Origin of the sequence: Rugosimonospora acidiphila (assembly GCF_039543385.1) — a bacterium.
Taxonomy (GTDB): Bacteria; Actinomycetota; Actinomycetes; order Mycobacteriales; family Micromonosporaceae; genus Rugosimonospora; species Rugosimonospora acidiphila.
This window is the reverse complement of the sequence record NZ_BAABJQ010000026.1, coordinates 106,807-131,660: the sequence shown is the minus strand read 5'-3', so window position 1 is coordinate 131,660 and position 24,854 is coordinate 106,807. Positions and strand designations below refer to the sequence as shown.

Sequence of the window (24,854 nt, the reverse complement as noted above, 5' to 3'; positions counted from 1 at the left end):
GACGCCCGCCCCGGCGACCAGCAGGGCCGCGACCGCGCCGGCGGTCGCCGGGTGCCGGCCCACCAGCCCACCCGCCTCCGCCACGCCGGCGTGCGCCGCGGCGGCGGAAGGTGCGCCGTCGGCCGGGTGCGCCGGGCCGGATGGAAGCCAGCCGGCGTCGCAGCCCAGCAGCGACGCCACCGCGTCGCATGCCGCCGGATGGCCCGCCAGCAGATCGGCCACGGGCCCGCCGGCCACCGGCACCGCCGCCGGGGCGGCCGACCCCACCGGCGCCGGCGGCCGCGACCACGGCGGTACCCACGAGTCGACGGCCGGCAGGTTCGCCGGGAACGTGCGCCCCGCCTCGCGTACGAGCGCCGGCACCAGTTCGGCGGCGTTGTCGCGCAGGGTCGTGATCAGCGTGGGCAGCCACGGCAGCAGTACCGGATCGGGCAGCCGCGCGAACGCCTTGGACATGGTCTCCACCACGAACGGGGCCAGCGTGCCGACCGGCTCCAGCGCCTGCACGAACCCGCTGAGGTACTGCGGGAACGCCGGCACCACCAGCGGGTTGGCCAGCAGCTCGTCGCAGCGCTCGCGCAGTTGGGCCAGCGGCAGGGTGCCGAGGGCGAGGCGGGCCGCCCAGAGCAGCGCCACCTTGGCCGGCGCCTCGGGGTGCGACTGCGCCACGGCCAGCTCGAGCTGGGCCCGGTCGCAGCCCAGCGACAGCGCCAGGCTCTCCAGGGACAGCAGGAACCCGAGCATGGCGGCGACCTGCCGCACGCCGGTCTCCTCGTCCAGGAAGGCGGTCGGCAGCAGGGTGCAGTAGTGCGCGTACCCGGCGGTCACGAACGCCTCGCACCAGGCCGGCAGCGCGGGTTCGGTCGCCCGGTAGTGCGTCAGCAGCCGGCGGATGCCGCGCAGCACCCGGGGCGCCTCGTCCACGCCGCGCTCGGCGGCCAGCAACGCGACGGCCCGGGTACCCAGCTCGTCGGTGACGCGCCGGGAATCCAGGTACAGCAGGGAGTCCTCCACCGCCGCCAGCGCGACGGCGGCGGTGGCGTCCGGCGCGTACACGGCCCGGCGCAGGCGCCGCTCCAGCACCTGCTCGACGGTGACGCCCTCGTACCCCAGCTCGATGATGGAGCGCTGGTGCCGCCCGATCGCCAGGTCCCAGCTCTCCTGGATCGGCCGCTCGCCGAGCCGCCGCTCCCCCATGATCGGGCGCACCGCGTCGTCGGGCAGCAGGTACCGCAGCATCCACAGCAGCCGCGAGCAGGCCGAAAGCTCCGGCCGCGCGGCGAGGTCCAGCAGCGCCCGCGCCACGGTGCGCCGCTCCAGGTCCAGCTCGAGCGGGGCCAGCCGGTCATAGACGTCGCGTGCCAGCGGCGGCAGCGCGTCGTAGCCGACCTGACCGATCCGGTCGCCGCCGAGCAGGATCTCGCAGAGCCGGCGCACGTCACGGCGGCCGGGCACCACGTCCTTCTCGATGCAGGTGACCGCCGCGTCCTGGAAGTCGTACGGGGTGGGGCGGGCTCGGTTGCGCAGGCCGGCGAGCAGGATGGCGGTCTCGAACACGGCGATGGCGTCGGCGGTGCTGGCCAGGTACCCGTTGCGCCGGGCCAGCCGGACGATGTCCACGCACCACGCGCGCAGCTCGTCGGAGTCCAGGCCGCCGGGCTCCGGCGCGCTGCTCAGAAAGCCGGTCAGCCGGTCCATGACCGGCGAGGGTGGCGTGGGGGCCGCCGCGCGCGCCCGCGCCGACCGCCTCCGGGCGCCCTTCTGCCCCGTCAGCCGGAACGGCACCTCGCCGCCCCGGGACACCGCCTTGCTCCAGGTGGCCGCGGCGATCGACACAGAGCCGGCGGCCAGCCCGAACTGCGCCTCGATGGCGGACTGGCTGGACGGGATCAGGCCGTACAGCCAGCGGGTGGCGGTGCGGGGGGTGATGTCGAAGGCCGCCGTCGACCCCACCCCGAACTGCTCGACCCGGCTGGCCGCGTGGAAGGCCCCGCACACGTACAGGCACTCGGACACCTCGGCGCCCGAGCTGGCGAGGTGCTCGCGCATCCGGGTCCACATGTAGCGCTCGCGGTCCTCGTCGACGGTCAACCGTCGCAGCGCCGCCCCGGTCTCGGCGGCCGATCCGCCGCCCGGCCGCAGCCGCCGGAACAGGCTGCCGATCAACACCATGACCTGGCGGTACGTGTCGTAGTCGGCACCCACCAGGGGCTGCTCCACGTACTGGTCCCACCACTCCGACCAGTGCCGCACCTTGCCGTGGTGCAGCAGGTAAGCCTCCAGCTCCGCGAACCGCGGCCGCAGGTCGCCGATCTCGACGCCCACCGCGTCGCCGTGCAGCGCGGCCTGTTCGGCGTGCTCCGCCTCGCCGGCCGGGTCGTCGCCGCCGGGCCGGTCCTCGCCGTCGGGCCGCTCCCTGCCGTCGCCGGCCGGGCGTGCCGTCGGCTCCTCGCGCGGCTGCCACTGGAAGACGTGGTCCGCGGAGCGGTCCACCAGCACCAGTTCGACGCCGGGGGTGTCCAGCGCGTACGCGATGGCCTGGTACTCCGCCGACGCCTCGCTGATGGGCGCGACGACCGACAGCGGCGCCCACTCCGGCGGGAAGCCGTCCAGCTCGGAGGCGAACGCCTGCACCGCCACCGGGAGCCGGCAGTTGCGCAGCTCCCCCAGCAGCGGCGCCAGGTCCTCGCACAGCTCCAGGTAGATCACCTTTGGCTGCTTCTCGCGCAGGCGGCGAACCATGGCCAGCGCCGAGGCCGGTGAGTGGTGGCAGACCGGGAAGATCTCCAGCCGCTCGCCCAGCGCCCGGTCGACGTCGTCCACGATGCCGGCCAGGATGCCGGCGACCGCGTCCGGGTGCTCGGCCAGCGCGGCGGCCGCGTCGGTCAGCTGGTCACGCAGGGCGCCGAAGGGGCCCTGCGTCATGACAGGGTGGCGATCGCCTGGCGGCCACCCTCGAGGAACGCCGGCCACGGCTCGCCGTCTTCCTTGCTGCGCGGCTCGACCACTCCGTGCCAGTACTTGTTGAGGATGGCCAGGTCCTCCGGGCTGCGCCGGGCCAGCGAGCCCACCAGCGAACCGGCGAGCGTCTCGGCTCGCAGCACCCGGTCGCCGAAGAAGTGACTGTGCAGGATGGCGTCCTCCAGCACGCCGATCTGCTCCGCGGTGGACAGGGCCGACTCCAGCCGCTCATCGTCGCTGCTGGCCGCCGCCGAGGCGGCGCGCAGGTCGGCGAAGCTGCGCAGCAGGATGTCCAGCAGCGTCGGCGGCACGTCGAGTTCGATGCGGTGCCGGCGCAGCAGCTCCTCGGTGCGGAACCGGACGATCTCCGCCTCGCTGCGCTTGTTGGTCACCACCGGGACGCGCACGAAGTTGAACCGCCGCTTGAGGGCCGAGGAGAGGTCGTTGACGCCACGGTCGCGACTGTTGGCCGTGGCGATGATGGAGAAGCCGGGCTGGGCGAACACGATGCCGTCGTCGTCGAGCTCGGGTACCGACACGTACTTCTCGGAGAGGATGGAGATCAGGGCGTCCTGCACGTCGCTGGTGGCCCGGGTCAGCTCCTCGAACCGTCCGATCATGCCCCGCTCCATCGCGGTCATGATCGGCGAGGGGATCATCGACTCGCGGGACTGCCCCCGGGCGATCACCATGGACACGTTCCACGAATACTTGATGTGGTCCTCGGTGGTGCCGGCGGTGCCCTGCACGACCAGGGTGGAGCTGCGGCAGATGGCGGCGGCCAGCAGCTCGGCCAGCCAGCTCTTGCCGGTGCCCGGGTCGCCGATCAGCAGCAGCCCCCGGTCCGAGGCCAGGGTCACGATGCTGCGCTCGACGAAGCTGGGGTCGCCGAACCACTTCTGGGCGACCTCACGGTCCAGCCCGTCGGAGCGCTGTGAACCGAGCACGAACAGCCGCACCATCCGCGGGCTGAGCCGCCAGGAGAACGGTTTGGGGCCGTCGTCGACCGACTCCAGCCAGTCGAGCTCGTCGGCGTACTTGACCTCGGCCGGGGCGCGCAGCATCTCGTCGGGCATGCGGATTCTCCTTGCTCCTGCTTAGCTGAGGAAACTCTTGAGCTCGAACACGAGCTTGCGGATGTGGCCCGAGATCACCGGGGTGCCCAGGTCCTTGAACTTCTGGCGGAACCACGGGTTCACGCTCTGCTGGCCGCCGCTGTTGACCGAGCCGACCGGGATGAACCGCACGCCGGAGCGGTGGACCGCCTCGATGCCGTCGAACAGCGGCTGGGACCGGTCGAACTCGTAGAAGTCGGAGATCCAGACCATCACGGTGTTGCGCGGATCGGTGATCTTCGGTCGGGCCAGCGCCATGGCGACCGGGCCGTCGTTGCCGCCGCCCAGCTTCGTGCGCAGCAGCACCTCGAACGGGTCGTGTACCCACGGCGTCAGGTCCAGCGCCCGGGTGTCGTACGCGATCAGGTGCACGTCCACCTTCGGCAGCCCGGCGAAGATGGACGCCAGGATGGTGCAGTTCACCATCGAGTCGACCATCGACCCCGACTGATCCACGACGACGATCAGCCGTGCCGGGGTGGTACGCCGGGCGGTGTGCCGGTAATACAGCCGGTCCACGTACAGGCGCTCGTCCGTCGGGCTCCAGTTGGTCAGGTTCTGCCAGATGGTGCGGTTCAGGTCCAGGTTGCGGAACACCCGCTTGGGCGGTACCGACCGGTCGATGGTGCCCACGCTGGTCTGCTCCACCTGGGTGCGCAGCACCTCGGCCACCTCGTCGACGAACCGGCGGATCAGCGCCGTGGCGTTGGCCAGCGCGACGCCCGACAGGTTGGCCTTGTCCCGCAGCAGCTGCTCGATCAGCGACATGCTCGGCGTCAACTGCTTGGCCAGGGTCGGGTCGGCCAGTACCTCCCGCAGGCGCATGCGGCGCACCAGGTCGCCCTCGAGCCCGGCCAGGGTGGCGCCGAGCCCGCCGCCGGCACGGGCGCGCAGCTGGCCGGGCTCGGCACCGCACGCGCGCTCCAGCCAGCCGGCGTCGGCCTGCCACCGGGCGAGCTGGCTCGCGCTCACGCTGCCCGAGCCCGTCTGGAACACGTTGAGCAGCAGCTTCGACACCAGCGCCGCCCGGCGCACCTCGGCCTCGCCGGCCCGGGCCGGGCCCGACTCCGCGCCGGCCGGGCCGGCCGACCCTGCGGCCGCCGGGTCGTCGCCCGGGGCCATCAGGCCCGCCAGCTCGGCGGCCAGGTCCGGAAAGCGCTGCACCACGGTGTCCACCGACACCGACGGGTCCAGCAGCGCCGCCGGCAGGCCGAGGTCCTCGACGATGGCCATGCTGGCCGCCTCCAGCGGCGGCTGTTCCTCGGCGTCGAACACCCGCGAGAGCAGCCGCCAGTAGAGCACCTGGCGGCGGTTCTCGGCGGCGCCCGCCGCGGGCTCGCGATCGGTCATTTCCTCAGCAGCCGTCCCGCGCGCTCGCGCAGCACGGCCACCGCGTCCCCGGCCTTGGCCTGTGCCTTGACCACCTTGGCGTCGGTGGGGCCCAGCGCCCAGTCCCCGCCGTGCGCCGCCACCGGCTTGCGCTTGACCGTGCCCTGCACCGCCAGCGGCTGCACCATCCACCGGCCGCCGTCCCAGCGGACCAGGCCGAGGCACGCCGTCGAGGCCGCCACCAGTTCGGCCGTGAGCGGACCGCAGGCCGGCAGTCGGTCGGTGGCCACGTCGAGCCGGTGCCCGCCCAGCTCCAGGGTGAGCTCACCGTCCTCGCCGGTGCCCGTGGCGTACCCCTCCAGCAGCACCGGTTCGGCCAGCCGCACCGGGTGGCGCTGCAGGGGCGGCACGGCCGGGGCGTGCGCGGTGGCGAGCAGCACCCGGGCGGTGGCGAACGGGTCGGCGACCTCACCCGCGCCGGCCCGATCGTCGTGCCACACCAGGTCGCCGCCGGGCAGCAGGGGCAGGTCCGTGACGTCCAGGGTGCGGTGCTCGGCCAGCGCGCGCAGCAGCACCGGGCACCCGCGCAGCAGCCGCCACACGGCCGGCCCGACGATCGTGTCCACCTTGGCGGCGGCGACGCCGGTACGCACGAGCCGGGGCGGGCCGCCACCGGCCGGCTCCAGCACGCCGTGCACCTGTACCTGCACCGCCGTGCCGTGCTCGTGCACGTCCACCCCGAGGATCAGCAACCGCCCCGACACCGCGGTGGCCGCACCCTCGCCCTCAGAGGGTTGTTGGGGGTGCTCGCCTGCGCCAAACACCGGCTCCGGCTGCGCTCCCCCGGCGGACCGTGGGGGAGGCTGCGACAGCAGGAGGGCGCGGGCCCACAGGTCGGCCCAGCGGCGCACCGGCAGCCGGTCGGCCGCCGCGACCGGGCACAGCGCCCGCAACTCGGCGGCCAGCCCGTCGAGCAGCACCGCCAGCCGGCGCAGGCCGGGCTCGGCCAGCGCCGACTCGATCAGCTGGCCCGAGGCGGAGACGAGGTCCTGGTCGACGCCGCGCCAGCCGGCGGTGGCCAGCTCGTGCAGCCACGACCGGCACCCGCCGAGCAGGTTCTCGGCGACCCCGCCCGGTGCCGCGGGTGCGACCGGCGCGGGTGCGTCCGGTGCGGGTGCGACCGGTGGCGGGGCGGGCGGCGAGGCCGGCTCCGGCCAGGCGTCCCGGGTCCGGCCCAGGGCGGCGTCGAACCGGGCCAGCAGCGCGTCGTGGACCGCGCCGAACAGCGCGGTGCGCGCGCCGGCCAGCGCGACCAGGTGCTCACCCGCGACCGAGCCGGCGGCGATCTTTTCGACCGCCTCCGCCACCCGAGGGCCCAGCGGGGTTGCCGCCACCGCTCCGGCCAGCGCGGCCAGCGCGCCGGTGGACCGCTCGTCCAACCGGGCGAGGCCATGCACCAGGGCGTCGTCGACGCCGGCCACCACGTCGAGGGTCTCGGCGAGCCCGTCGAGGTCGGTGCCGACCAGCTCGGCGAGCTGCGTGCCCAGCATCAGCTCACCGTCCCGGCGCCGGCCATCCCGCCGGCCGGGAACCAGTGCAGTTCGGGGATGGGCTCGGTGGTCTCGGGCAGTTCCAGGTATGCCAGGTGGCGCAGGAACCGGCTGAACACGACCGCCGCCGGTGAGGGCTCGTGCCGGCCGTCCAGCAGCAGCGCCATGAGCCCGGCTCCGGTGGTCACCTCGTCACCCGCCTCGACGCGCAGGTACCGGGCCACACGCGGCACCCCGTACTGCAGCACGGCCTCGTCGACGAGCGCCTGCAGGTGGTTGCACGGCTGCCCGCGCAGCCCGCCGCACGGCCGGTTGTTGTTGGTGCTGCAGTGGTACACGTGCTCGCCGGCGCTCATCGACGACACGTACACCCGCTCGACGTCCGACCCGCTGGACACCACGCCCTGCAGCCGGCCGTCCGCCAGCTCGACGAAGGGGACCTTCGCCAGCTTGCGGGGCGCGACCCCGGGCACCACCCGCACCGCGCTGCGCCGCTGCCACGCGGTGTTCTCCGCGTCCACGCCACTCGACCTCCGCCCCCGACGGCTCGCGGACGCCGACCGTGGGGCGCGCCCCACGCGCACCGGCCATCCGTGCCGGTATTTCTACCAGACGCGGGCGTGGGGTGGGTCAGGCCGCCAGGGCGCCCGTCGCGGTCACCCGGCCGGCCCCGTCCCGGACCTCCACGCGCAGGTCGGGGCCGTCGCCGGTGGCCGCGACGGACAGCCGCTGCGCCCCGTACGCGGGCCCGACCAGCCGGTACGAGAACGCCCTGCCAAGCGGGTCCACGCCCAGCCGGCGGATCAGCTCGCCCAGCAGCAGGGCCTGCAGCGGCCCGTGCACGACCAGATCCGGGTAGCCCTCGCCGGTGGTGTAGCCGAGGTCGTAGTGGATGCGATGGGCGTTGTGGGTGAGCGCGGAGAACCGGAACAGCACCACCGGGTCGACGTCGAACTCCAGAGTGCCGCGCACCGAAGCGCCGCGCGCCCGGGAGCCGCCGTTCGGATCCGCGCCGTTCGGGCCCGGGACGGCCCCGCCGGCCGGGACGGTGGGCGCAGCGGTGGGCGGGCGCGAGCCCGGCGGCCGGTACACGATGTCCTGCTCGTCGACGACCGCCACGGCGCCGTCCTGCTCGATGCGGCTGCGCACCGTCACGAACGTCAGCGGGCCGGACCGGCCGGACTTCTCGACGGTGCGCGCCACCTCGCTGGTACGGGTGGCGGCGCGACCGACCCGCACGGCGCGGTACGCGGTGACCCGGCCGCCGGCGAACATGCGCAGCCAGCCGGGGCCGGGCGGGGCGGGGACGCCGCGCAGCGGGTGCCCGTCGGCGCCGAGCTCATCCTGGCGCGGCCGGTCGAGCAGGTAGACCCAGTGCCACAGCGGCGGTAGGAACCCGTCACGCAGCGCCCCGGGCACCTCGAGGTCGAGCAGGGCGGCCAGCTCCTCGGCGGGCCCGGGGGTGATGAGTTCGCGGCAGGTCTGCACCTCAGCCATCCTGCCCCAGCGCGCCGTGCACGATGGCGGTGGCCAGCGCGCGGGTGGCCGCCTCGGTGACCGAGCCGGGCGGCGCGCTGACCAGCGTGAACAGCGCACCGCCGTAGAGCACCATGAGCTGCGGCACGGCCGACGGCGGAAGGTCGAGCCGCAGCGACTCGTGGTAGCCGGCGGTGAAGCGCTCCGCCGCCTCCATCAGCCCGTCGAGGGTCTCCGCGAGGACCGGCCGCCGAAGGCTCTCCAACCGCAGCTCGAAGACGGCGAGGTAGCGGTCCCGCCGCGCGGTCGCGGCGAGCAGCAGCGAGCCGGCGATCAGCTCGATGACCCGCTCGCGGGAGTCGCCGCCGGGCACGTACCCGACCGCGGCGTGGGTCATGTCCGCGTGATGCAGCTCGACCACGCGCCGCGCCGCCGCCACGAGCAGCGCCTCCCGGCTGCGGAAGTAGTTGGAGGTGGTACCCGCGGGCAGGCCGGCCCGGGTGTCGACCGCGCGGTGGGTCACCCCGTGCACGCCGACCTCGGCGAGCAGGGCGATGGCGGCGTCGGCCAGGTCGGCCCGGCGACGGTCATTGGATGGCGGCACGACCGCATTCTATGGCAGCATTCGTAGTACAACGATCGTAGTGGAATAGGAGTCCACTGTGGACGTACTTGTCGTGGGCGCCGGCATCGGCGGCCTCGCACTCGCCGGCGGCCTGCTCGACGACGGCCACCGGGTACGCGTCATCGAGGCCGCGCCCGCCCTGCGCACCGGCGGCGCCGGAGTGACCATCTTCAGCAACGGCGCGGCGGCGCTGGACGGCCTGGGCACCCCGCTGCCCGCCTCGATCGGCGGGCGCATCGACCTGCTGGAGTCCCGCCACGCCGACGGGCCGACCATCGCCCGGGTGGACCTGACGGTCATGCGGCGCAGGACCGGTTTCCCGGTGGTGACCGTGCCCCGTGAGGCACTCATCGGACTGCTGGCGTCCCGGCTGCCCGCCGGCACCGTCGCGTTCGGCCGGGCCGCGCGGCGGGTCGACGTGGAGCCGGCGCCGCCCGGCCACCCGGTGACGGTCGTGGACGAGTGCGGGGACACGCACACGGCCGACGTGCTGGTCGGGGCCGACGGGCAACGCTCGGCGGTGCGCCGCGGCGTGCTGGGCGGCGAGCCGGCCACCGAGGTCGGCTGGACGACGTGGCAGGGGCTCACCCCGATCCTGCCCGGGCTGGCGGGCGGCTCGACCGCGCTGCTGGTGGTCGGCCCGGCCGGGCTCGTCGGGCTGATGCCGGCCGGGAACGGGCTGCTGCAGTGGTGGTTCGACGTCGAGGGACCGCTGCCGGACGGCCCGACCGCCGCCGCGCTGGCCCGGCGGTTCGCCGGCTACGCGGCGCCGGTCCCCGAACTGCTGGGCGCCATCACGGACGCGGACCTCGGCCGCTACCCGCATGTGCTGCACGCCGTGCCCGACGCCTGGGGCCGGGGCCCCGCGACGCTGGTCGGCGACGCCGCGCACGCGTTCCCACCGAGTCAGGCGCAGGGCGCCAACCAGGCACTGGAGGATGCCTGGCTGCTGCGGCGCGCCCTGGCGGGCGGCGGCGACCCCGGCGCGCGGCTACGCCGGTACGAGCGGCTGCGCGCGGTACGGGTGCGGCGGGTGTCGCGGATGGCCGCGCGGGAGACCACCAACCGGCCGCCGGCGCTGCCGGTGCGGCTCGCCACCCGGCTGGTGCCGGCGCGCCTGGCCGGTGGCGGGTACACGGCGCTGATCCGGCGCTTCTCCAGCGTGCTGGCCGGCGAGCGGATCGGTTGAGGCGGACGTTGTCGGGCCCCCGCCCTCACCGGCGCGGGGCGCTGGCCCCGGACGCGTCAGGGCGCCACCCGCGCGACGTACTTCCCGCCGCCCCGGCCCTCGGCCAGCAGCTGGTGCGTCGCGGGCACCTCATCCAGCGAGCCCACCTCGGTGACCGGCAGCGCGAGTTGGCCGTCGGCCAGCAGCGAGAGCACCCGGGACAGCGCCGAGGCGACCCGCTGCGGCGCCGTCGCGGCGAGCCGGGTGAAGCTGAACCCGGCCAGCGCGACGTTGCCGCCGATGAGCCGCCCCAGCGCCGGTAGCGGCTCCGGCCGACCGCCGCCGGCGTTGCCGAACAGCACGATCCGCGCGCCGGGCGCGGCAACCTCGAGGTCGACGTCGAGCATGCCGGTACCCGACGGATCCAGGATCACGTCCACCCCGCCACCGGCCACCTCCCTCGCCCGCGCGGCCAGGTCGTCGCCGCGTACCAGCACGCTGTCCCAGCCGGCGTCCCGCGCTCCCGCGACCTTGTTCGCGCGGCCGACCACGCCGATGCGCGACCCGCCACCGAGCAACGGCACCAGCCCCGCGACGGCGGAACCCACCCCGCCGCCGGCCGAGTGCATCAGCACGGTCTCCCCCGGCCGGAACCGGGCCGCGTCGGTCAGCAGCAGCAACGCGGTGGACAGCATCAGCGGCGCGGCGGCGGCGACGGGGGACGCGACCGCGCCCGGCAGCGGTACCGTCAGCGACGCCTCAGCCACGGCCACCTCGGCCAGCCCGCCGCCGCTGCGAATGAGGGCCGCCACCCGCTGGCCGACGGCGAGTCCGGTCACCCCGTCGCCGAGTTCGCGCACCGTGCCGGCGACCTCCATCCCCGGCACGTACGGCCAGGCCGACGCGTACCCGACATCGCCGCGTCGGGCCATCACGTCCATGAAGTTGATGCCGGCGTGGGTCACCTCGATGCTCACCTGCCCCGGCGCCGGACGCGGCTCGGACAGCTTCTCGACCCTCGTGAGCTCCGGCCCCTGTGACGGGGCGCTCATCACCAGCGCGCGCATCGATCCCACCTTCTACGATATTCGTCGTACGACGCAGACAGTAGCGCACGTACGATAGTCATCGAAAGAGAGGTGCGCGATGCCACGATCGCAGCGCAGGGCGGCGCTGGTCCACCCGGACGCCCGGGACTACGACCTGCTGGACGTCCTGCACGCGCTGGCGGATCGCACGCGCATGACGATCGTGCGCACCCTGCGCACCGATCCCGAACGCGCGTGCGGCACGTTCCCGGTGGACGTCGCACCCTCGACGCTCACCCACCATTTCCGGGTGCTGCGCGAGGCCGGACTCATTCACCAGCGCGAAGAGGGCAACCGGCGGTGGACCACGCTGCGCCTGGCCGACCTCGACGGGCGCTTCCCCGGCCTGCTCGACAGCATTCTGGCGGCCGACAAGCGGGCCGCGCCGTAGACCGACGCCCGAGCAGCCGTAGGCAGCGCGGCGTCACCACCGAGACGTCACCACCGAGACGTCACCACTGCGGCGTCGCCACCGGGGCGGGCCGTCCCTCGCGCGACCGGTCGCCGGCGGGGGCACCGTCGGCGGGTGTGGCGTCGGCGGGTGCGGCATAGGCGGACGCCAGGCTGGCGCGGGCGGTGCTGGCCAGGGCGAGCAGCGCGAGGCCCACCCGTACCGAGCGCCACAGGTCCGCGCCGGTGGGCACCTTCATGGAGTTCTCCGATCGCCGGGCTCGCGCCGCTCGTCTCGTGGCTCCACTCTGCCCGGCGTGGTCAACACGGGATACCGGGAAATTCCACGAGGCACCCCTGACGCCGGAATAGGGGTTGACCCCGACACGTCTGACTATCGGCTCCCCGATGGCCACGACGACCAGCACCACCGATGCCGCCGCCGGTCGGCCGACGCCGCCCCGGGGCGGGCCCGGCTGTACGCACGATCGCCTCCGCGAGGGAGTGGTCGAGGGCTCATGGTGCAGGGCCCACCGGCGGATGATTGGTCCCATGTGGATCACGGAAGCGGTGGGCCGCAAGGCGGGTCGCCGACGCGGTTCGAGACGCCGAGCGGGGGTCGGCGTCATGACCCTCGCGACCCGCTTGGCGGCGACAGCAACGGGAACTCTGCTCGCCTGCTGCGCCTGCGTCGCCAGCAGCGCCACCGATGACAGGCCGACCGCCCTACCCAACGATTACGACCCCGTGCCAGTCTCCCCCGGTCCCACCTATTCCCCACCCCCGACCGGCCTACCGACACCGTCCTACACTTCGTCACCGCCGCCGGCCACACCGTTGGGTCAGCTTCGGTCCGAGATGGCCATCGACCTGCGCGGGCAGACCGGCCAGCAGGTCGCCGTGGAGCCGGACTGTGCCGACGCGCTGGTCTTCGACGGCACCACCAAGACCTTCCGGTGCGGTGGGGAGGTGGACGGCGTGACGGTGCCGTTCGACGTGACGATCGGAGGCTCCGCCGACCCCCTGTACACCATGAAGATCACCCAGCTTCAGGGGCTCATACTGGCCTCCGCCGTGCTCGACGCCTGGGCCGAGGACTACGCCGGCAGCTCGGAGAAGCTCAGCTGCGACGGCGCGATCCCCGAGGTGGCGGTGGTGCCGTTCGGCAAGGACACCGGCCTGCGCTGCGCGGCGGGCACCAGGATCCAGACCCTCCGGGTCACCGACTCCGGCTACCTCTTCTGACCGCGTCGGTGACGGCGAACCGAGACCCCGGGCGTTATCGGATGGGCGGGATGACCGCCTCGATCAGGTGCGGGCCCGGCTCGGCGATCGCCTGGTTGAACTGTTCGGCCAACTCTTCGGCGGTGGTGGCGCGGCTGGCCGCCACGCCGAACCCGCGGGCGAGCGCGGCGAAGTCGAGGTCCGGGTGGCCGAGGTCCAGCAGTGGGTTGCTGTGCGGATCCGACTGGTCGGTGCCGAGGTGCTCCCACTCATCCCGCAGCGTCGCGTAGGAGCGGTTGTTCAGGATCACGTTGGTGATGTTCAGCCGCTCCCGGGCCTGGGTCCACAGCGCGGAGAGGGTGTAGACGGCGCAGCCGTCGGCCTCCAGGACGACCACCGGCCGGTGCGGCGCGGCGATCGCGGCACCGACCGCGAGCGGCATCCCCTCGCCCATCGCGCCGCCGCAGGGCTGCAGCATGTCGTGCCGCGGCGCGCCGGCGACGGCGGCGTGCAGCCCCGCGCCGGAGCTGATGGTCTCGTCGACGACAATCGCGTTCTCCGGCAGGAGGGCGCCGATCACCGCCGGCCAGGTCGTGATGGTGAGCGGGCCGGTCGGCATCGCCGGGCGGCCCGGCTCGTTGACCTCCGGCTGGCGGTCGGGGGCGACCAGGCCGGCGAGCGCGGTCAACGCCTCGGTCGCGTCCTCGCCGACCTCCGCGAGGACGTGGGCCCGCGCGCCCTCGGGGACCAGGCAGCTCGGCTTGTCGGGGTAGGCGAAGAAGGCCATCGGCACGGGCGTGCCGGCGACGATCACGTGCCGTACCCCGTCGAGCTGGTGCAGGACCCGCTCGGGGAACATGCCGAGGTGCGGGAACGAGGGCAGCCCCGCCCCGTGCTCCACCCGGCTCGAGTGCAGCTCCAGGAAGACTCGGGCGCCGGTGGCCGCGGCGATCCGGCTCGCCGCGCACAGTCCCGCCGCCCGTCCCGCCGGGCCGCCGATGATCAGCGCTGTCTCGTCCCCGCCGCGCAGCACCTCGGCGATCCGCTTCACCACCGCGGGTTTGACCGTCGACACCGGTCGGGCGAGCACCATCGGACGGTCCCCGTCGCCGTCGGCGGCCACGCCATCGGACCATGAAACGTCGGCGGGCATGATCAGGGTGGCGATCTGGCCGGGTGGTTCGAGGGCGTCGGCGATCGCCGAGACCGCGTCCTGACTCACGCCGGCGACGTTCGCGGGGCGGCGGATGGGTCCCCCCAGCGAGCGGGCGACGGTGTCGAGGTCCGATTCCAGCGGCGGATCGTAGGACTTGTGGTGCGTCGGGTGGTCGCCGACGATGTTCACCATCGGCGAGTTGGCCCGCCGGGCGTTGTGCAGGTTCGACAGGCCATGGCCGAGGCCCGGCCCGAGATGCAGCATCGTCGCGGCGGGCTTGCCGGCCATCCGCGCGTACCCGTCCGCCGCACCGGTGACCACGCCCTCGAACAGGGCGAGAACGCCACGCATCCGGGGCTCCGTGTCCAGCGCCCCGACCAGCTTCAGCTCGGTCGTACCCGGGTTGCCGAAGCAGACCTCGATTCCCGCGTCAGCGAGGGTACGCATCAGAGATTCCGCGCCGTTCATCGCCGCCGCCCTTCGCCACTCGCCGCGCGTCGCGGCCTCACCGCCGTCGCTCCGGCCTCACCGTCCCGCTCCGGCCTCACCGCGGCTCGGGAGCGGCGTGACGGCTCCTATCGGCAGACTAACCACCGGAACCGGATCGCCGCCCCGCATCCACCGAACCGCTCCGCCGCCCGATCCGCCGCCCGATCCGTCGCCCGATCCGGCTCTCGCGCGGGCCGGGTAAGTGCGCGATGCCCCGCCTCGGGCCCTGGAGCGGTGGATGTCGGGTCGGGCCGATGGACGCCCGGTTGTCCGTTGGCCCGGACCCCACACCGTGAACCGCCGCGCCCGCGGACGCTCACCAGGCGCGCTCGCGAACGCGTACAGGTGTATCGGACCAGACCGTGGGTAGCCCACCGACTGGGTACGACGAGGAAGGGTGTGGCCACATGGGCGGCGAGCGGGTGCCGGAGTCGTTCACCGAGCAGACCGCGCGTGTCGGCGACGTCACGATCAACTATATTCGCGGCGGCCAGGGCGGCACGCTCGTACTGCTGCACGGCTATCCGCAGACCTGGTACATGTGGCGCAAGGTGCTGCCGGAACTCGCCCGGCACTACACCGTCATCGCGCCCGACCTGCGAGGCGCCGGTGGCAGCGACGCCCCGGCGGAGGGCTACGACAAGAAGACGCTCGCCGCCGACGTGCACGGTCTGCTCAGCCAGCTCGGCCTCGAACGCGACGTCAGCGTCGTCGGCCATGACATCGGCACGATGGTCGCGTACGCGTACGCCGCCGCCCATCCCGACCAGGTGCGCAACCTCGTGCTGACCGAGGCGCCCATCCCGGACCAGACCCTTTACCAGGCCCCGTCGCTGACACCGCACGGGCCGGGCTTCTGGAACTTTGGCTTCTTCAGCCTCCCCAACGGGCTGCCCGAAGACATCGTGAACGGCCGGGAGGCCCTCTGGGTGGAGCGGTTCTGCGAATCGTTACGGGTTCAGGCCAGCGGCATCGGCGGCGACGACGTCGACGAGTACGCCCGGTACCTGCGGGACGACGCTCACCTGCGGGCCAGCTTCGAATACTTCCGGGCGCTGCCCCAGGACGTCGCCGACAACGCCGAGTACGCCAAGACGAAGCTCACCATGCCGGTCCTCGCCCTCGGCGCCAGTGCCAGCTACGGAGACGCGATGTCCAGCCAGGCCAAGCAGTACGCCACGACGGTCAGCGGTGGCGTCGTCGAGAATTCCGGCCACTGGATCTTCGAGGAGCAGCCGGACCAGTCCGCCGCTCGGCTCCTGCGGTTCCTCCAGCCGGCCTGACCGCACCGCGCGCCAACGGCATGGGCACCGCGGACCTGCCGACCGAGCCGGATCCACGCCTCCTCGAGGCGTACCGGCTGGACCGGGTGTGCACCGGCGCGTGACCACCACCGTCGAGGGTCGCTGTTTCGTCAGTTTCCCCTCGGTCGAGGGCCCCGGAATCCAGGTCGCGGAGCTGGCCGAAGACGGGACGATGCGCCCGTACCCGGACGAGGGCTGGAACGCGGTGCGCGACAACCACGACCCGGCCGGCGCGTTCGTCGGCGTGAACGGTCTGCGCATCGGGCCCGACGGGCACCTGTGGATCGTCGACTCGGGCGCACCCGGCCTCGGGCAGCCCCGGGTGCCCCACGGGCCGAGGCTGATCGTGGTGAGCCTGGCCACGGACGAGGTCATCGACGTGTACCAGCTCGACGGGCAGACCGGACAGCACAGCTACATCGACGACATCCGGTTCAACGGCGATCTGGTGTATCTGACCGACGCGGGCGAACCGGGGCTGCTCGTACTGGACCGGGGCACCGGCCAGCTACGCCGCGCGCTCGACCACCACCCCGCCACCGTGGCTCGGCGCCCCATGCGCGCCGACGGCCGGATCGAGCGCGACCCGCACGGCGACGAGGTGCGGGTACACGCCGACCAACTGGAGGTGTCCCCGGACGGCGAGTACCTGTACTTCCAGCCGGCCTCCGGGCCGATGTCGCGGATCGGGACGCGGTGGCTCGACGACCCCGACCTGCCGGCCGGCTCGCTCGCCGGCCGGGTGGAGCGGTGGCTGGACACCCCCACCACCGGCGGTACCGCCATCGACGCCGATGGTGTGATCTACCTCGGCGACGTCGAGCGCCGCAGGATCCTGCGGCTGTGGCCGGATCGGCGGGTCGACACGCTCGTCGCCGACCCGCGCCTGGTCTCGACGGATGCCCTCTGGATCGGCGACGACGGCTTCCTGTGGATCCCCGCGGCCCAACTCAACCGGTCCGCGGGAATGGCCGGCGGCCGGCAGGCCATCCAGTATCCGATCATCATCTACAAGCTGCGCGTCGACGCCGCCCCACCGGCCAACGACCACTCCTGACCAGCCGGACTCCCCGGAGTGACAGCCGTCACGCCAACCCGGCGGGCACCGCGGCGGCGCGCCAGCCGTCGCCCCCGTCACCGGACGGCGCCCGAACCGGATCTTATAATCGTCCGCATGACACCGCACGACCTCAGCCCGGATCAGTTGCTGTCCACCACCCGCGCCGTGCGCAAGCGCCTGGACTTCACGCGCGAGGTTCCCGACGACTTGGTCCGTGAGTGCGTGGCGATGGCCCTGCAGGCCCCGTCCGGGTCGAACATGGTGACCATGCGGTTCGTCGTCGTCCGGGACGCGGAGAAGCGGCGCGCGATCGGCGAGGTCTACGGCCAGGTCTACGCCCTGTACAAGGCCTCGCCCGGCTACCCGGGCCGGCCGACCGGCGACCCCGAGCGCGACCGCGTCCAGGGCCGGGTGGCCAGTTCGGCCGACTACCTGGGCGAGCACATGGGCGAGGCTCCCGTGCTGGTGCTGGGCTGCAACGAGGGCGCCGACCGGGCCTCGGCCACCGCGGGCCTCGGCAACATCCTTCCGGGGATGTGGAGCTTCATGCTGGCGGCCCGGGCGCGCGGGCTCGGTACCGCGTGGACAGGCATGCACCTGGCCCGTGAGCGGGAGGTCGCCGACATCCTCGGCATCCCGTACGACACCGTCGCCCAGGCCGTCCTGACCCCGCTGGCATATACCAAGGGCACCGATTTCCGGCCGGCCGCACGCCCGGCGCCGGACGCGGTGATCCGCTGGGACACCTGGTAGGCAACGCGAGCCTCGGCCGCCGCGATCCCGATCCCGGCGGCATCCACACCCACCCGCGTTCGGAGCCGGTGACGGCCGGGCGTGCCATCACCTCATCGACGTCCGGCATTCGATGGCCGTTCACGGGACCGGCGCCGATCCGTGGGGCGCACGGGCGAGTCTGATCTCGCACCGAGACTCGCGGCGGCAGAATCCGGTCGGGGGCTCGGGCCGGGCTGTTTGGGTCGCGGTGAGAGCCGAGGGATCGGGGTCACGATGGCGACGGCGACGGCGAGGACGCCGACGGCGGCGACAACTGGCTGCGGATCTTGACACCGAGCGGGACGATCGCCAACCTCGCCAAGGTCATCGCCCCACTCGACCTGCGCCACTGGGACCCCGACGACTTTCCCCGGCCCGGCCCCACCGGCGCCAGCGAGCTGGCCGGGGCGTGCTTCACCGCGGACGGGAAGCACCTGTTCGTCAACGTCCAGTACCCGGGGCTGACCTGCGTGATCACCGGTCCCTGGCAGCGGCGTGACCGGTAGCCCGACGCGACCACGCCTCGACCATCGACCGATAACCGGTGGATCCCGCCGCCGGGTGCGGCTAGCCTCGCTGCCCATGCCCACCACGCCGTTCGTCCGTGTCCACCGTGACATCGCGGCACCGCCGGAGCTGATCTGGCGAGTACTGACCGACTTCGCCGGCTACCCCGCCTGGCATCCGACGCTGACTGTCGGCGCGCCAGTACCCGAGGCCGTCGCCGGCGCCCAGCTGCGACTCACTCTCACCGGAGGCGTGGCCGGCGACCAGGCGTTCACCGCCGAAATCCTCGAGGTGCGCCCACCACACCGGCTCGTCTGGTCCGGCGGGCTGCCCGAGGTGTTGCTCGGCCGGCACACGTTCGCGCTCGACGCGCTGCCCGGCCGCGGGACCCGGTTCACCGACACCGAGGAGTGGACCGGCACCCTGGCAGCGACCGTCGTCGCCGAGCATGGCGCCGCGATCACCACCGAATACCAACGCGCGGCCGCCGCCCTCGCCGCCCGCTGCCACACCCTCACCGCCTGACCGCTCGGCGGTGCGCGCGGGAGACCGCCAGACCGAGATCAGCACATCCATAGATGTCTATTGACAAGTCCACCGGACGGCTGTACACATCTGAGAGAGCGCTCTCACAGCATTTTCACTGCGCGCACGGCCCCCTTGGGAGCGCTCTACCGGCCGTCCGCGGCCGGTCACCATCGCCGGCCGCGCGCCCAGCGCGGTCGCCGGCGTTCCCTCCGTCCTAAGGAACCCGATGGAACCCAACCCGCGCAGAACCCGCCTCGTGCTGGCCGGGCTCGCCGCCCTCGCCACGGTCGCCGCGACGCTGGCGACCACCCTGAACGCCGGCGCCGCGGTGCCGCCGCCCCCCTCCGGCTGGACGACCGTGTTCAGCGACGACTTCAACGGTGCCGCCGGCACCGGCGTCAACACCGGCAACTGGCTCTACGACCTCGGCCACGGCTACGCCGGCGGAGCGGGCAACTGGGGCACCGGTGAGGTCGAGTCGATGACCAACAGCACCCAGAACGTGTACCAGGACGGCAACGGCCACCTGGTCATCAAGCCGGTACGGGACGGCTCCGGCAACTGGACGTCCGGCCGGATCGAGACACAGCGCACCGACTTCGCCGCGCCGGCCGGCGGCAAGCTGCGCATCGAGGCATCCATCCAGCAGCCCAACGTCAGCGGGGCCGCCGCCCTCGGCTACTGGCCGGCGTTCTGGGCGCTCGGCGCCGCGGCCCGGCCGGTCGGCGCGACCAACTGGCCGGGCATCGGCGAGTGGGACGTCATGGAGGACATCAACGGGCTCAGCTCCGAGTTCGGTACCCTCCACTGTGGAGTGAGTCCGGGCGGCCCGTGCAACGAGACCACCGGCATCGGCAGCGGGCAGCGCGCCTGCGGCGGATGCCAGACCGGCTACCACACCTACGCGCTGGAGTACGACCGGAGCGTCTCACCCGAGCAGCTGCGCTGGTACCTGGACGGCAACAACTTCTTCACCGTCAACGCCAACCAGGTCGACGCGACCACCTGGAACAACGCCACCCACCACGGCTTCTTCATCATCCTCAACGTGGCCATGGGCGGCGGCTTCCCCGGCGCGTTCGGCGGCGGCCCCACCGGCTCCACCGCCTCCGGCGTGCCGATGAACGTGGACTACGTCGCGGTGTACAGCTCCTCCTCTTCGGGCGGCGGCACTCCCCCGCCCACGACCAGCCCGACCCCGACCGGCGGCGGCGGTACCGGCGGCGTCAACGCCTACGGCACCATCCAGGCCGAGTCCGCAAGCGCCCAGTCGGGCACCCAGACCGAGGCGACGACGGACACCGGCGGCGGTCAGGACGTGGGCTTCATCGCCAACGGAGACTGGCTCCAGTTCAACAACGTGAACTTCGGCTCCACCGCGGCGCGGCAGTTCAACGGCCGGGTCGCCTCGGGCGCGGCCGGCGGAATCAGCGGGCTGGTCGAGGTGCGCCTCGACTCCCGGTCCAACGCCCCGATCGGCAGCTTCGCCGTCGCCAATACGGGCGGCTGGCAGAGCTGGCGAACCGTACCGGCGAACGTCTCCGCGGTCACCGGCACCCACACGGTGTACGTCACCTTCACCAGCGGGCAGCCGACCGACTTCGTCAACCTCAACTGGCTGAGCTTCGGCCACTAACCGGCGCGCCCGACGCCTCCCCGCCGGCCCGCATCACCGATCCGGGGCGGGCCGGCGGGACGGCCCGGGATCGGTGGTGGCGGCCGATCCGGCCCGGCCGGATGGCGCGCGGCGAGGGCCCCTTACCCGCCGGGTAATGGTGCCGGATGGTGCCGGGCACGATCCTGATCCGTGTTGGCGGTTGACACACGGAGGTGGGCACGATGCCGTACTTCAAGGCAGGCGATGAGACGTCCCTGTACTACCGGGACTGGGGCCAGGGCAGGCCGGTTGTCCTGCTCGCCAGCCAGGGATTGAGCAGCGGCATGTGGCAGCACCTGATGAGCGGCCTGGTGGACGCGGGTTTCCGGTGCCTGGCCTACGACCGGCGCGGCCACGGTCGCTCCGATGAACCCCGCGACGGCTACGACTTCGACACCCTCGCCGACGACCTGGCCGCCCTGATGTCGCATGTGGACGTTCGCGAGGCCACCCTGGTCGGGCACTCCATGGGTGGAGCCGAGATCGTCCGGTACCTGACGCGGCACGGATCGCAACGGGTATCACGCATCGCACTGGTCAGCGCGACGCTGCCGTTCCTGCTGCGTACCGACGAGAACCCGGGCGGCATCGACCGCTCGGTCTTCGAGGGTGTGTGGGCCGAATGGGGCCGGGACTGGCCGGGGTGGATCGCGGCGAACACACCGCCCTTCGTCGGGGCGGGGCTGCCGGCCTGCCACGTGTCGCCGGAGATCGTCGCCTGGGGCACGCGCGACATGGAACGGACGTCGCTGTACGCCCTGTCGCGATGCAGCAGGATCGTGGTGGAGACCGACTTCCGGGCCGAACTGGCCGAGGTGCGGGTGCCCGCACTGGTCATCCATGGGACGGCCGACGCGTCGAACCCCATCGACCTGTGCGGTCGCCGGAGCGCGCAGATCCTGCCGGCGGCCGCGTTGGCGGTCTACGACGGTGCGCCGCACGGGCTGTTCATCACCCACCTGCCGAGGCTGCTCGACGACATCCGTGGCTTCGCCGCCGCGGCGGCCGAGGGCTCCCGGGTCACGACCGATCATCAGTTCACCGGATGATGCGGCGCCTCCTCCTGGCGGCGCCGACCGCTGGGGCGGGCGGCGGCACAACGGGCGGAACAGAGGCAAGATCGTGACGGGTATGCTGAGCGCCGTGGGCGCCGCCCGGCAGAACGGATACGGCTTCGGGCCGTTGTTGCGCCAGTGGCGACTGGCGCGGCGGCTCAGCCAGGAGGCGCTGGCGCTGGCGGGCAACGTCTCCCCTCGGCATATGAGTTTTCTCGAAACCGGACGGTCGCGGCCAAGCCGCGAAATGGTGCTCGGCTTGGCCGAGCAGCTCGACCTGCCCCTGCGGGACCGTAACGAACTGCTCCTCGCCGCCGGATTCGCCCCGGCATACCTCGCCCGTCCCGACGACGACCCGCAGCTGCGGGTGGTGAACGAAACGTTGCGCGGGCTGCTCGCGGCGCACGACCCCTATCCGGCCGCGGTGGTGGACAGCGGTTGGAACCGGCTGATCGCCAACGAGGGCAGCCGGATACTCCTGGCCGGGGTCGCGCCCGCCCTGCTCACCGAGCCGGTCAACATCATGCGGCTCACTCTGCACCCCGAGGGCATGGCCCCGCGGATCAGGAACCTCGGCGAGTGGAGCCAGCACCTGCTGCACCGGCTGCGGCGACAGGCGATCGGCGCCAACAGCGCCGAACTGGCCGCCCTTCGCGAGGAACTCGCGGGCTACCCCGGGGTGGAAGACCGTCCGGTCGTGGTCGACGACCCCGGCCGCCGGATCGCGCTTCCCCTCGAATACGAGTCGGAGCATGGCACCCTGCGGTTCCTGAGCGTCACCGCGTCCTTCGGCGCGCCCTCCGACATCACGCTCGCCGGGATGATCATCGAATATCTCTACCCCGCCGACGACGCGACGCGAGACATCCTGACCGGGCGCGCACGAACCGGGTGACTCGCCCACCAGGCCCGGTGGGCGGGGTCAGGACTCGCCGCCGGTCTTCGGCTCCACCGTGTACCGGATCGTCTGCGCCACGATCCAGCCGTCCTCGATGACGTACGAGTCGACCCCGTCGCGTACCCGTGCCCCGTCGCTGTCCGCCGTCCACTCCAGCATGCAGAAGCGCCCCTCGACGAGCCGGCGGGTGTAGCCGTACCGCGCGTGGGGCACCTCCTCGGTCAGGTACCGGGCCAGTTCGCGGGCTCCCTCGCGGCCGTGGAACACCCCGCGCCGCTCCAGGAGCACGCAATCCGGCGACACGTTGCGCGCGAGGTCCTCGTCGAGCCTGCCCTCCTGGGCCAACCGGAGGTGATCCTCGAACACCTCGGCCGGCGGGCGTTGCCGCGGATCGACACTGTCGGCTGCCACGGGCTCCACGATGCCAGAGCGCACCCGGTCGGTACCGGCGATTCCCCGCCCGTGGGCCGTCAGCGCTGGACGTAGAGGTCGTACAGGCCCGGACCGGTCGGGCCGGATGGCGTGACGGTCACGCAGTAGTAGGCGCTCCAGGTGTGGTTGACCTGTCCGGCGTGGCCGACGCTCAGGCACTGGTCATTCCAGTTGTAGGAGCCGTACTCCAGATAGGTGGGCGGGGTGGCCTGCGCGGACGGGGAGAAGCTGAGAGCGGTGACGACACCGGCGGCGGCCAGCCCCACGGCGGCCACGAGACGTGTTTTCATGAAAGAGAGTTAACCGATAATCCATCGGCAGACAACGATCTCTCGGGCAACGGCGCGTTCGTCCGGCGCCTCGGCTGACCCACACCCGGCGGGGCGCCGCGTGGCGACGGCGGGGCGCCGCCACGCGACCGCGGTGGGGTCAGCCGGCGGTGATCCGGCGCAGGTGTTCGGGATCGTTGGCCTCGCGCAGCAGCCCGATGTCGGTGATCGGCCGGGGACGCACCGCCGGGATGTACAGCGTGCCGGCCTGCAGCCCCTCGGCCAGCCGCTCGGCCAGCTCACCGAGCGGGAACGACTCCTGCCACGCGTCGAGCAACTGGTAGTTGGCGCTCAACACCATGGTCACCTGGTGCTCGGGCGGGTAGATCGTCAGCAGGTGCCGCTGCAGGCGGGCGAAGCGGGCGGCGTTGCCCCGCTGCCGCGAGTACAGGCCGGTCTCCACCGCCGAGACCTGCCACAGCAGGCACGGCACGTCTGGCTGTAGCGGCCTGGCCCGGGCCAGCACGTCGGTCGCCTCGTACATCTGCAGCCCCTGCGGCCCGGGGTCCAGGCCGACATCGGTGATGATCGTATCCAGGGCGGAGATGCCGGGCAGCACGCGCACCGTCAACCCGAGCAGCGCCGCGCCCTCCTGGATCAGGCGGGTGGGGTGCACGTAGACCTGCGGGTGGCCGTAGCTGGCGAAGCAGACCGGGCCCTCGTCCAGGGCGGCGTCCAGGACGCTGGCGGCCATCGCGACATAGGTCCGCCGCCGCTCGCCGCCCTCCTGGTACAGGTGCATCATCGGCCGCGCCTCGGCGCCAAGGGAACTGATGAACTCCTCGACACCGAACCCGTCATCTACGAAGAAGACCTTCGTGCAGCACCGCATGGCCTGCTCGGCCTCCCGGGTGATGTGCTGGATGGTCTTGATACCCAGGCCGACGATGTAGATGTCGGTGCCGCGATTGATCCCGCCGTTGGTCATCACAGATTCAGCCCCTCCAGCAACGCCGTGAGCTTCGCGCGGCGCAGCTCGCCGGTCGTCGATTGAATCTCCTCAATCAGCGCCTGTTGCGCGGCCACGTCGACCTGCCGCCGGCCCCATTGGTTGCCGCCCGACTCCCACTCGTCGGGGGGAGGGAACGGCCCGACCGGCGGATCCGTCGGGGGATTCTCCGTGGGCGGCGTCTGGGTCGGCGGCGGCGACACCTCGTCCGGTGGCGCCACCAACGGGTGGTGAAGGTTGGACATCGGCTCGGGCAGGGTCACGTCGGGCACCGTCAACGGCGGCAGTTGGTTGTCCGGTGGCGGCTGCCCCTGCAGGAAGACCATGTTGGGCTCCGCCTCCAGCTCCACCCGGTCGGCCGGTAGCCGGTGCCTGGGCACGAGGAAGGCGTGCAGCGACCAATCCGACCCGCGCAGCGTCTCCCGCTCCCGGTCGGTGAGGTCATACTCCGCGGTGGCCGCGTCGGGGTCGACCCGCACCCGCTCGGCGAAATTGGCGTCGACCTGAACCCGAAGCAGCAGTTCGCGCATGACATGAGCGGACATTCCCGGCCCCCTCTGTCCGGTGTGGACTCGGCCAACCGCAGCCTAGCAACCAAGAGACGCTGATCACCATTTCCAAATGTCGATCTCTGGCGCGGACGGCCGCCCACGCCGCCGTCGCGCGGATTGATCGCCCGGTGCTGAGGGGGCCCCGCGTGGCGCCGCGCCCGCAGCGACGGGAATGGATGCGAGAATTCATCGGGGAATCGGTCATCCGAGATCAACTCGTCGGCAGTGATTCACGATCC

At 73.0% G+C, this 24,854-nt stretch carries 24 protein-coding genes and 1 pseudogene; 11 read left to right on the top strand and 14 right to left on the bottom strand.

Going from position 1 to position 24,854, the window contains the following annotated elements:
- From ABEA87_RS32800 to ABEA87_RS32770, 7 genes are all read right to left on the bottom strand, one after another.
- A partial coding sequence (locus tag ABEA87_RS32800) for a DUF5682 family protein (RefSeq protein ID WP_345636259.1) occupies nt 1–2,925 on the bottom strand: 2,925 nt, incomplete at its 3' end.
- Nucleotides 2,922–4,037, bottom strand: a complete 1,116-nt coding sequence (locus ABEA87_RS32795; protein WP_345636258.1) for an ATP-binding protein — start codon at nt 4,035–4,037, stop codon at nt 2,922–2,924. The genes ABEA87_RS32795 and ABEA87_RS32800, both read right to left, overlap by 4 nt.
- Nucleotides 4,038–4,058: 21 nt before the next feature.
- Nucleotides 4,059–5,426: a VWA domain-containing protein gene (locus tag ABEA87_RS32790; RefSeq protein ID WP_345636257.1), complete on the bottom strand. Its 1,368-nt coding sequence runs from the start codon at nt 5,424–5,426 to the stop codon at nt 4,059–4,061.
- Entirely contained in the window at nt 5,423–6,955 is a 1,533-nt protein-coding gene (locus ABEA87_RS32785; RefSeq protein WP_345636256.1) for a hypothetical protein, read from the bottom strand. Before ABEA87_RS32785 ends, ABEA87_RS32790 begins: the two co-directional genes overlap by 4 nt.
- Nucleotides 6,955–7,476, bottom strand: a complete 522-nt coding sequence (locus ABEA87_RS32780) for a hypothetical protein (protein ID WP_425570996.1) — start codon at nt 7,474–7,476, stop codon at nt 6,955–6,957. The genes ABEA87_RS32785 and ABEA87_RS32780 overlap by 1 nt, the downstream gene beginning before the upstream one ends.
- A gap of 109 nt (nt 7,477–7,585) precedes the next feature.
- Nucleotides 7,586–8,452, bottom strand: coding sequence for an HTD2 family dehydratase (locus tag ABEA87_RS32775; protein ID WP_345636254.1), 867 nt, complete (start codon nt 8,450–8,452; stop codon nt 7,586–7,588).
- Nucleotides 8,445–9,035 carry a TetR/AcrR family transcriptional regulator gene (locus tag ABEA87_RS32770; RefSeq protein ID WP_345636252.1) on the bottom strand — a complete coding sequence of 197 codons (591 nt, stop codon included), beginning with the start codon at nt 9,033–9,035 and terminating at the stop codon, nt 8,445–8,447. Before ABEA87_RS32770 ends, ABEA87_RS32775 begins: the two co-directional genes overlap by 8 nt.
- 58 nt (nt 9,036–9,093) lie before the next feature.
- Between ABEA87_RS32770 and ABEA87_RS32765 the strand changes: the two genes are divergently transcribed.
- Nucleotides 9,094–10,245: an FAD-dependent oxidoreductase gene (locus ABEA87_RS32765; protein WP_345636250.1), complete on the top strand. Its 1,152-nt coding sequence runs from the start codon at nt 9,094–9,096 to the stop codon at nt 10,243–10,245.
- 56 nt (nt 10,246–10,301) lie between these two features.
- Here the strand turns inward: ABEA87_RS32765 and ABEA87_RS32760 are convergent, their stop codons facing one another.
- Complete coding sequence (locus ABEA87_RS32760; RefSeq protein WP_345636248.1) at nt 10,302–11,291, bottom strand: quinone oxidoreductase family protein; 990 nt, start codon at nt 11,289–11,291, stop codon at nt 10,302–10,304.
- A gap of 79 nt (nt 11,292–11,370) precedes the next feature.
- Here ABEA87_RS32760 and ABEA87_RS32755 point away from each other — a divergent pair, with 79 nt between their 5' ends.
- Nucleotides 11,371–11,703, top strand: coding sequence for an ArsR/SmtB family transcription factor (locus ABEA87_RS32755; protein WP_345636246.1), 333 nt, complete (start codon nt 11,371–11,373; stop codon nt 11,701–11,703).
- Between the two features lie 61 nt (nt 11,704–11,764).
- Here the strand turns inward: ABEA87_RS32755 and ABEA87_RS32750 are convergent, their stop codons facing one another.
- A complete protein-coding gene (locus tag ABEA87_RS32750) occupies nt 11,765–11,962 on the bottom strand; it encodes a hypothetical protein (RefSeq protein ID WP_345636244.1) in 198 nt (65 codons plus the stop codon).
- Between the two features lie 598 nt (nt 11,963–12,560).
- Between ABEA87_RS32750 and ABEA87_RS32745 the strand changes: the two genes are divergently transcribed.
- Complete coding sequence (locus ABEA87_RS32745) at nt 12,561–12,947, top strand: hypothetical protein (RefSeq protein ID WP_345636243.1); 387 nt, start codon at nt 12,561–12,563, stop codon at nt 12,945–12,947.
- Between the two features lie 34 nt (nt 12,948–12,981).
- Here ABEA87_RS32745 and ABEA87_RS32740 read toward each other — a convergent pair whose 3' ends face one another.
- Nucleotides 12,982–14,550, bottom strand: a complete 1,569-nt coding sequence (locus ABEA87_RS32740) for an acetolactate synthase large subunit (RefSeq protein ID WP_345636241.1) — start codon at nt 14,548–14,550, stop codon at nt 12,982–12,984.
- Nucleotides 14,551–14,978: 428 nt separating this feature from the next.
- Between ABEA87_RS32740 and ABEA87_RS32735 the strand changes: the two genes are divergently transcribed.
- The 8 genes and pseudogenes from ABEA87_RS32735 (at nt 14,979) to ABEA87_RS32700 (ending at nt 22,351) form a co-directional block, all read left to right on the top strand.
- Nucleotides 14,979–15,854, top strand: coding sequence for an alpha/beta fold hydrolase (locus ABEA87_RS32735; RefSeq protein ID WP_345636239.1), 876 nt, complete (start codon nt 14,979–14,981; stop codon nt 15,852–15,854).
- A gap of 100 nt (nt 15,855–15,954) precedes the next feature.
- On the top strand, nt 15,955–16,932 hold the full coding sequence (locus tag ABEA87_RS32730; protein WP_345636237.1) for an L-dopachrome tautomerase-related protein: 978 nt from the start codon (nt 15,955–15,957) through the stop codon (nt 16,930–16,932).
- A gap of 117 nt (nt 16,933–17,049) precedes the next feature.
- Entirely contained in the window at nt 17,050–17,688 is a 639-nt protein-coding gene (locus ABEA87_RS32725) for a nitroreductase family protein (protein ID WP_345636235.1), read from the top strand.
- 284 nt (nt 17,689–17,972) lie between these two features.
- Nucleotides 17,973–18,215, top strand: a pseudogene (locus tag ABEA87_RS32720) (alkaline phosphatase PhoX); the annotation flags it as partial.
- A gap of 76 nt (nt 18,216–18,291) precedes the next feature.
- Nucleotides 18,292–18,741, top strand: a complete 450-nt coding sequence (locus ABEA87_RS32715) for an SRPBCC domain-containing protein (RefSeq protein WP_345636233.1) — start codon at nt 18,292–18,294, stop codon at nt 18,739–18,741.
- 229 nt (nt 18,742–18,970) lie between these two features.
- Complete coding sequence (locus ABEA87_RS32710; protein WP_345636231.1) at nt 18,971–20,380, top strand: glycoside hydrolase family 16 protein; 1,410 nt, start codon at nt 18,971–18,973, stop codon at nt 20,378–20,380.
- A 203-nt stretch (nt 20,381–20,583) separates the two neighbouring features.
- The gene (locus ABEA87_RS32705; RefSeq protein ID WP_345636229.1) at nt 20,584–21,450 is read left to right on the top strand and encodes an alpha/beta fold hydrolase; all 867 of its coding nucleotides are present in this window, start codon (nt 20,584–20,586) and stop codon (nt 21,448–21,450) included.
- Between the two features lie 82 nt (nt 21,451–21,532).
- Nucleotides 21,533–22,351 carry a helix-turn-helix domain-containing protein gene (locus ABEA87_RS32700; RefSeq protein ID WP_345636227.1) on the top strand — a complete coding sequence of 273 codons (819 nt, stop codon included), beginning with the start codon at nt 21,533–21,535 and terminating at the stop codon, nt 22,349–22,351.
- A gap of 27 nt (nt 22,352–22,378) precedes the next feature.
- Here ABEA87_RS32700 and ABEA87_RS32695 read toward each other — a convergent pair whose 3' ends face one another.
- The 4 genes from ABEA87_RS32695 to ABEA87_RS32680 form a co-directional block, all read right to left on the bottom strand.
- Entirely contained in the window at nt 22,379–22,765 is a 387-nt protein-coding gene (locus ABEA87_RS32695) for a nuclear transport factor 2 family protein (RefSeq protein ID WP_345636225.1), read from the bottom strand.
- Nucleotides 22,766–22,824: 59 nt separating this feature from the next.
- On the bottom strand, nt 22,825–23,076 hold the full coding sequence (locus ABEA87_RS32690) for a hypothetical protein (protein ID WP_345636223.1): 252 nt from the start codon (nt 23,074–23,076) through the stop codon (nt 22,825–22,827).
- Between the two features lie 139 nt (nt 23,077–23,215).
- On the bottom strand, nt 23,216–24,043 hold the full coding sequence (locus tag ABEA87_RS32685; protein WP_345636221.1) for an SAM-dependent methyltransferase: 828 nt from the start codon (nt 24,041–24,043) through the stop codon (nt 23,216–23,218).
- Entirely contained in the window at nt 24,043–24,609 is a 567-nt protein-coding gene (locus ABEA87_RS32680) for a hypothetical protein (protein ID WP_345636219.1), read from the bottom strand. Before ABEA87_RS32680 ends, ABEA87_RS32685 begins: the two co-directional genes overlap by 1 nt.
- Between the last annotated feature and the right edge of the window lie 245 nt (nt 24,610–24,854).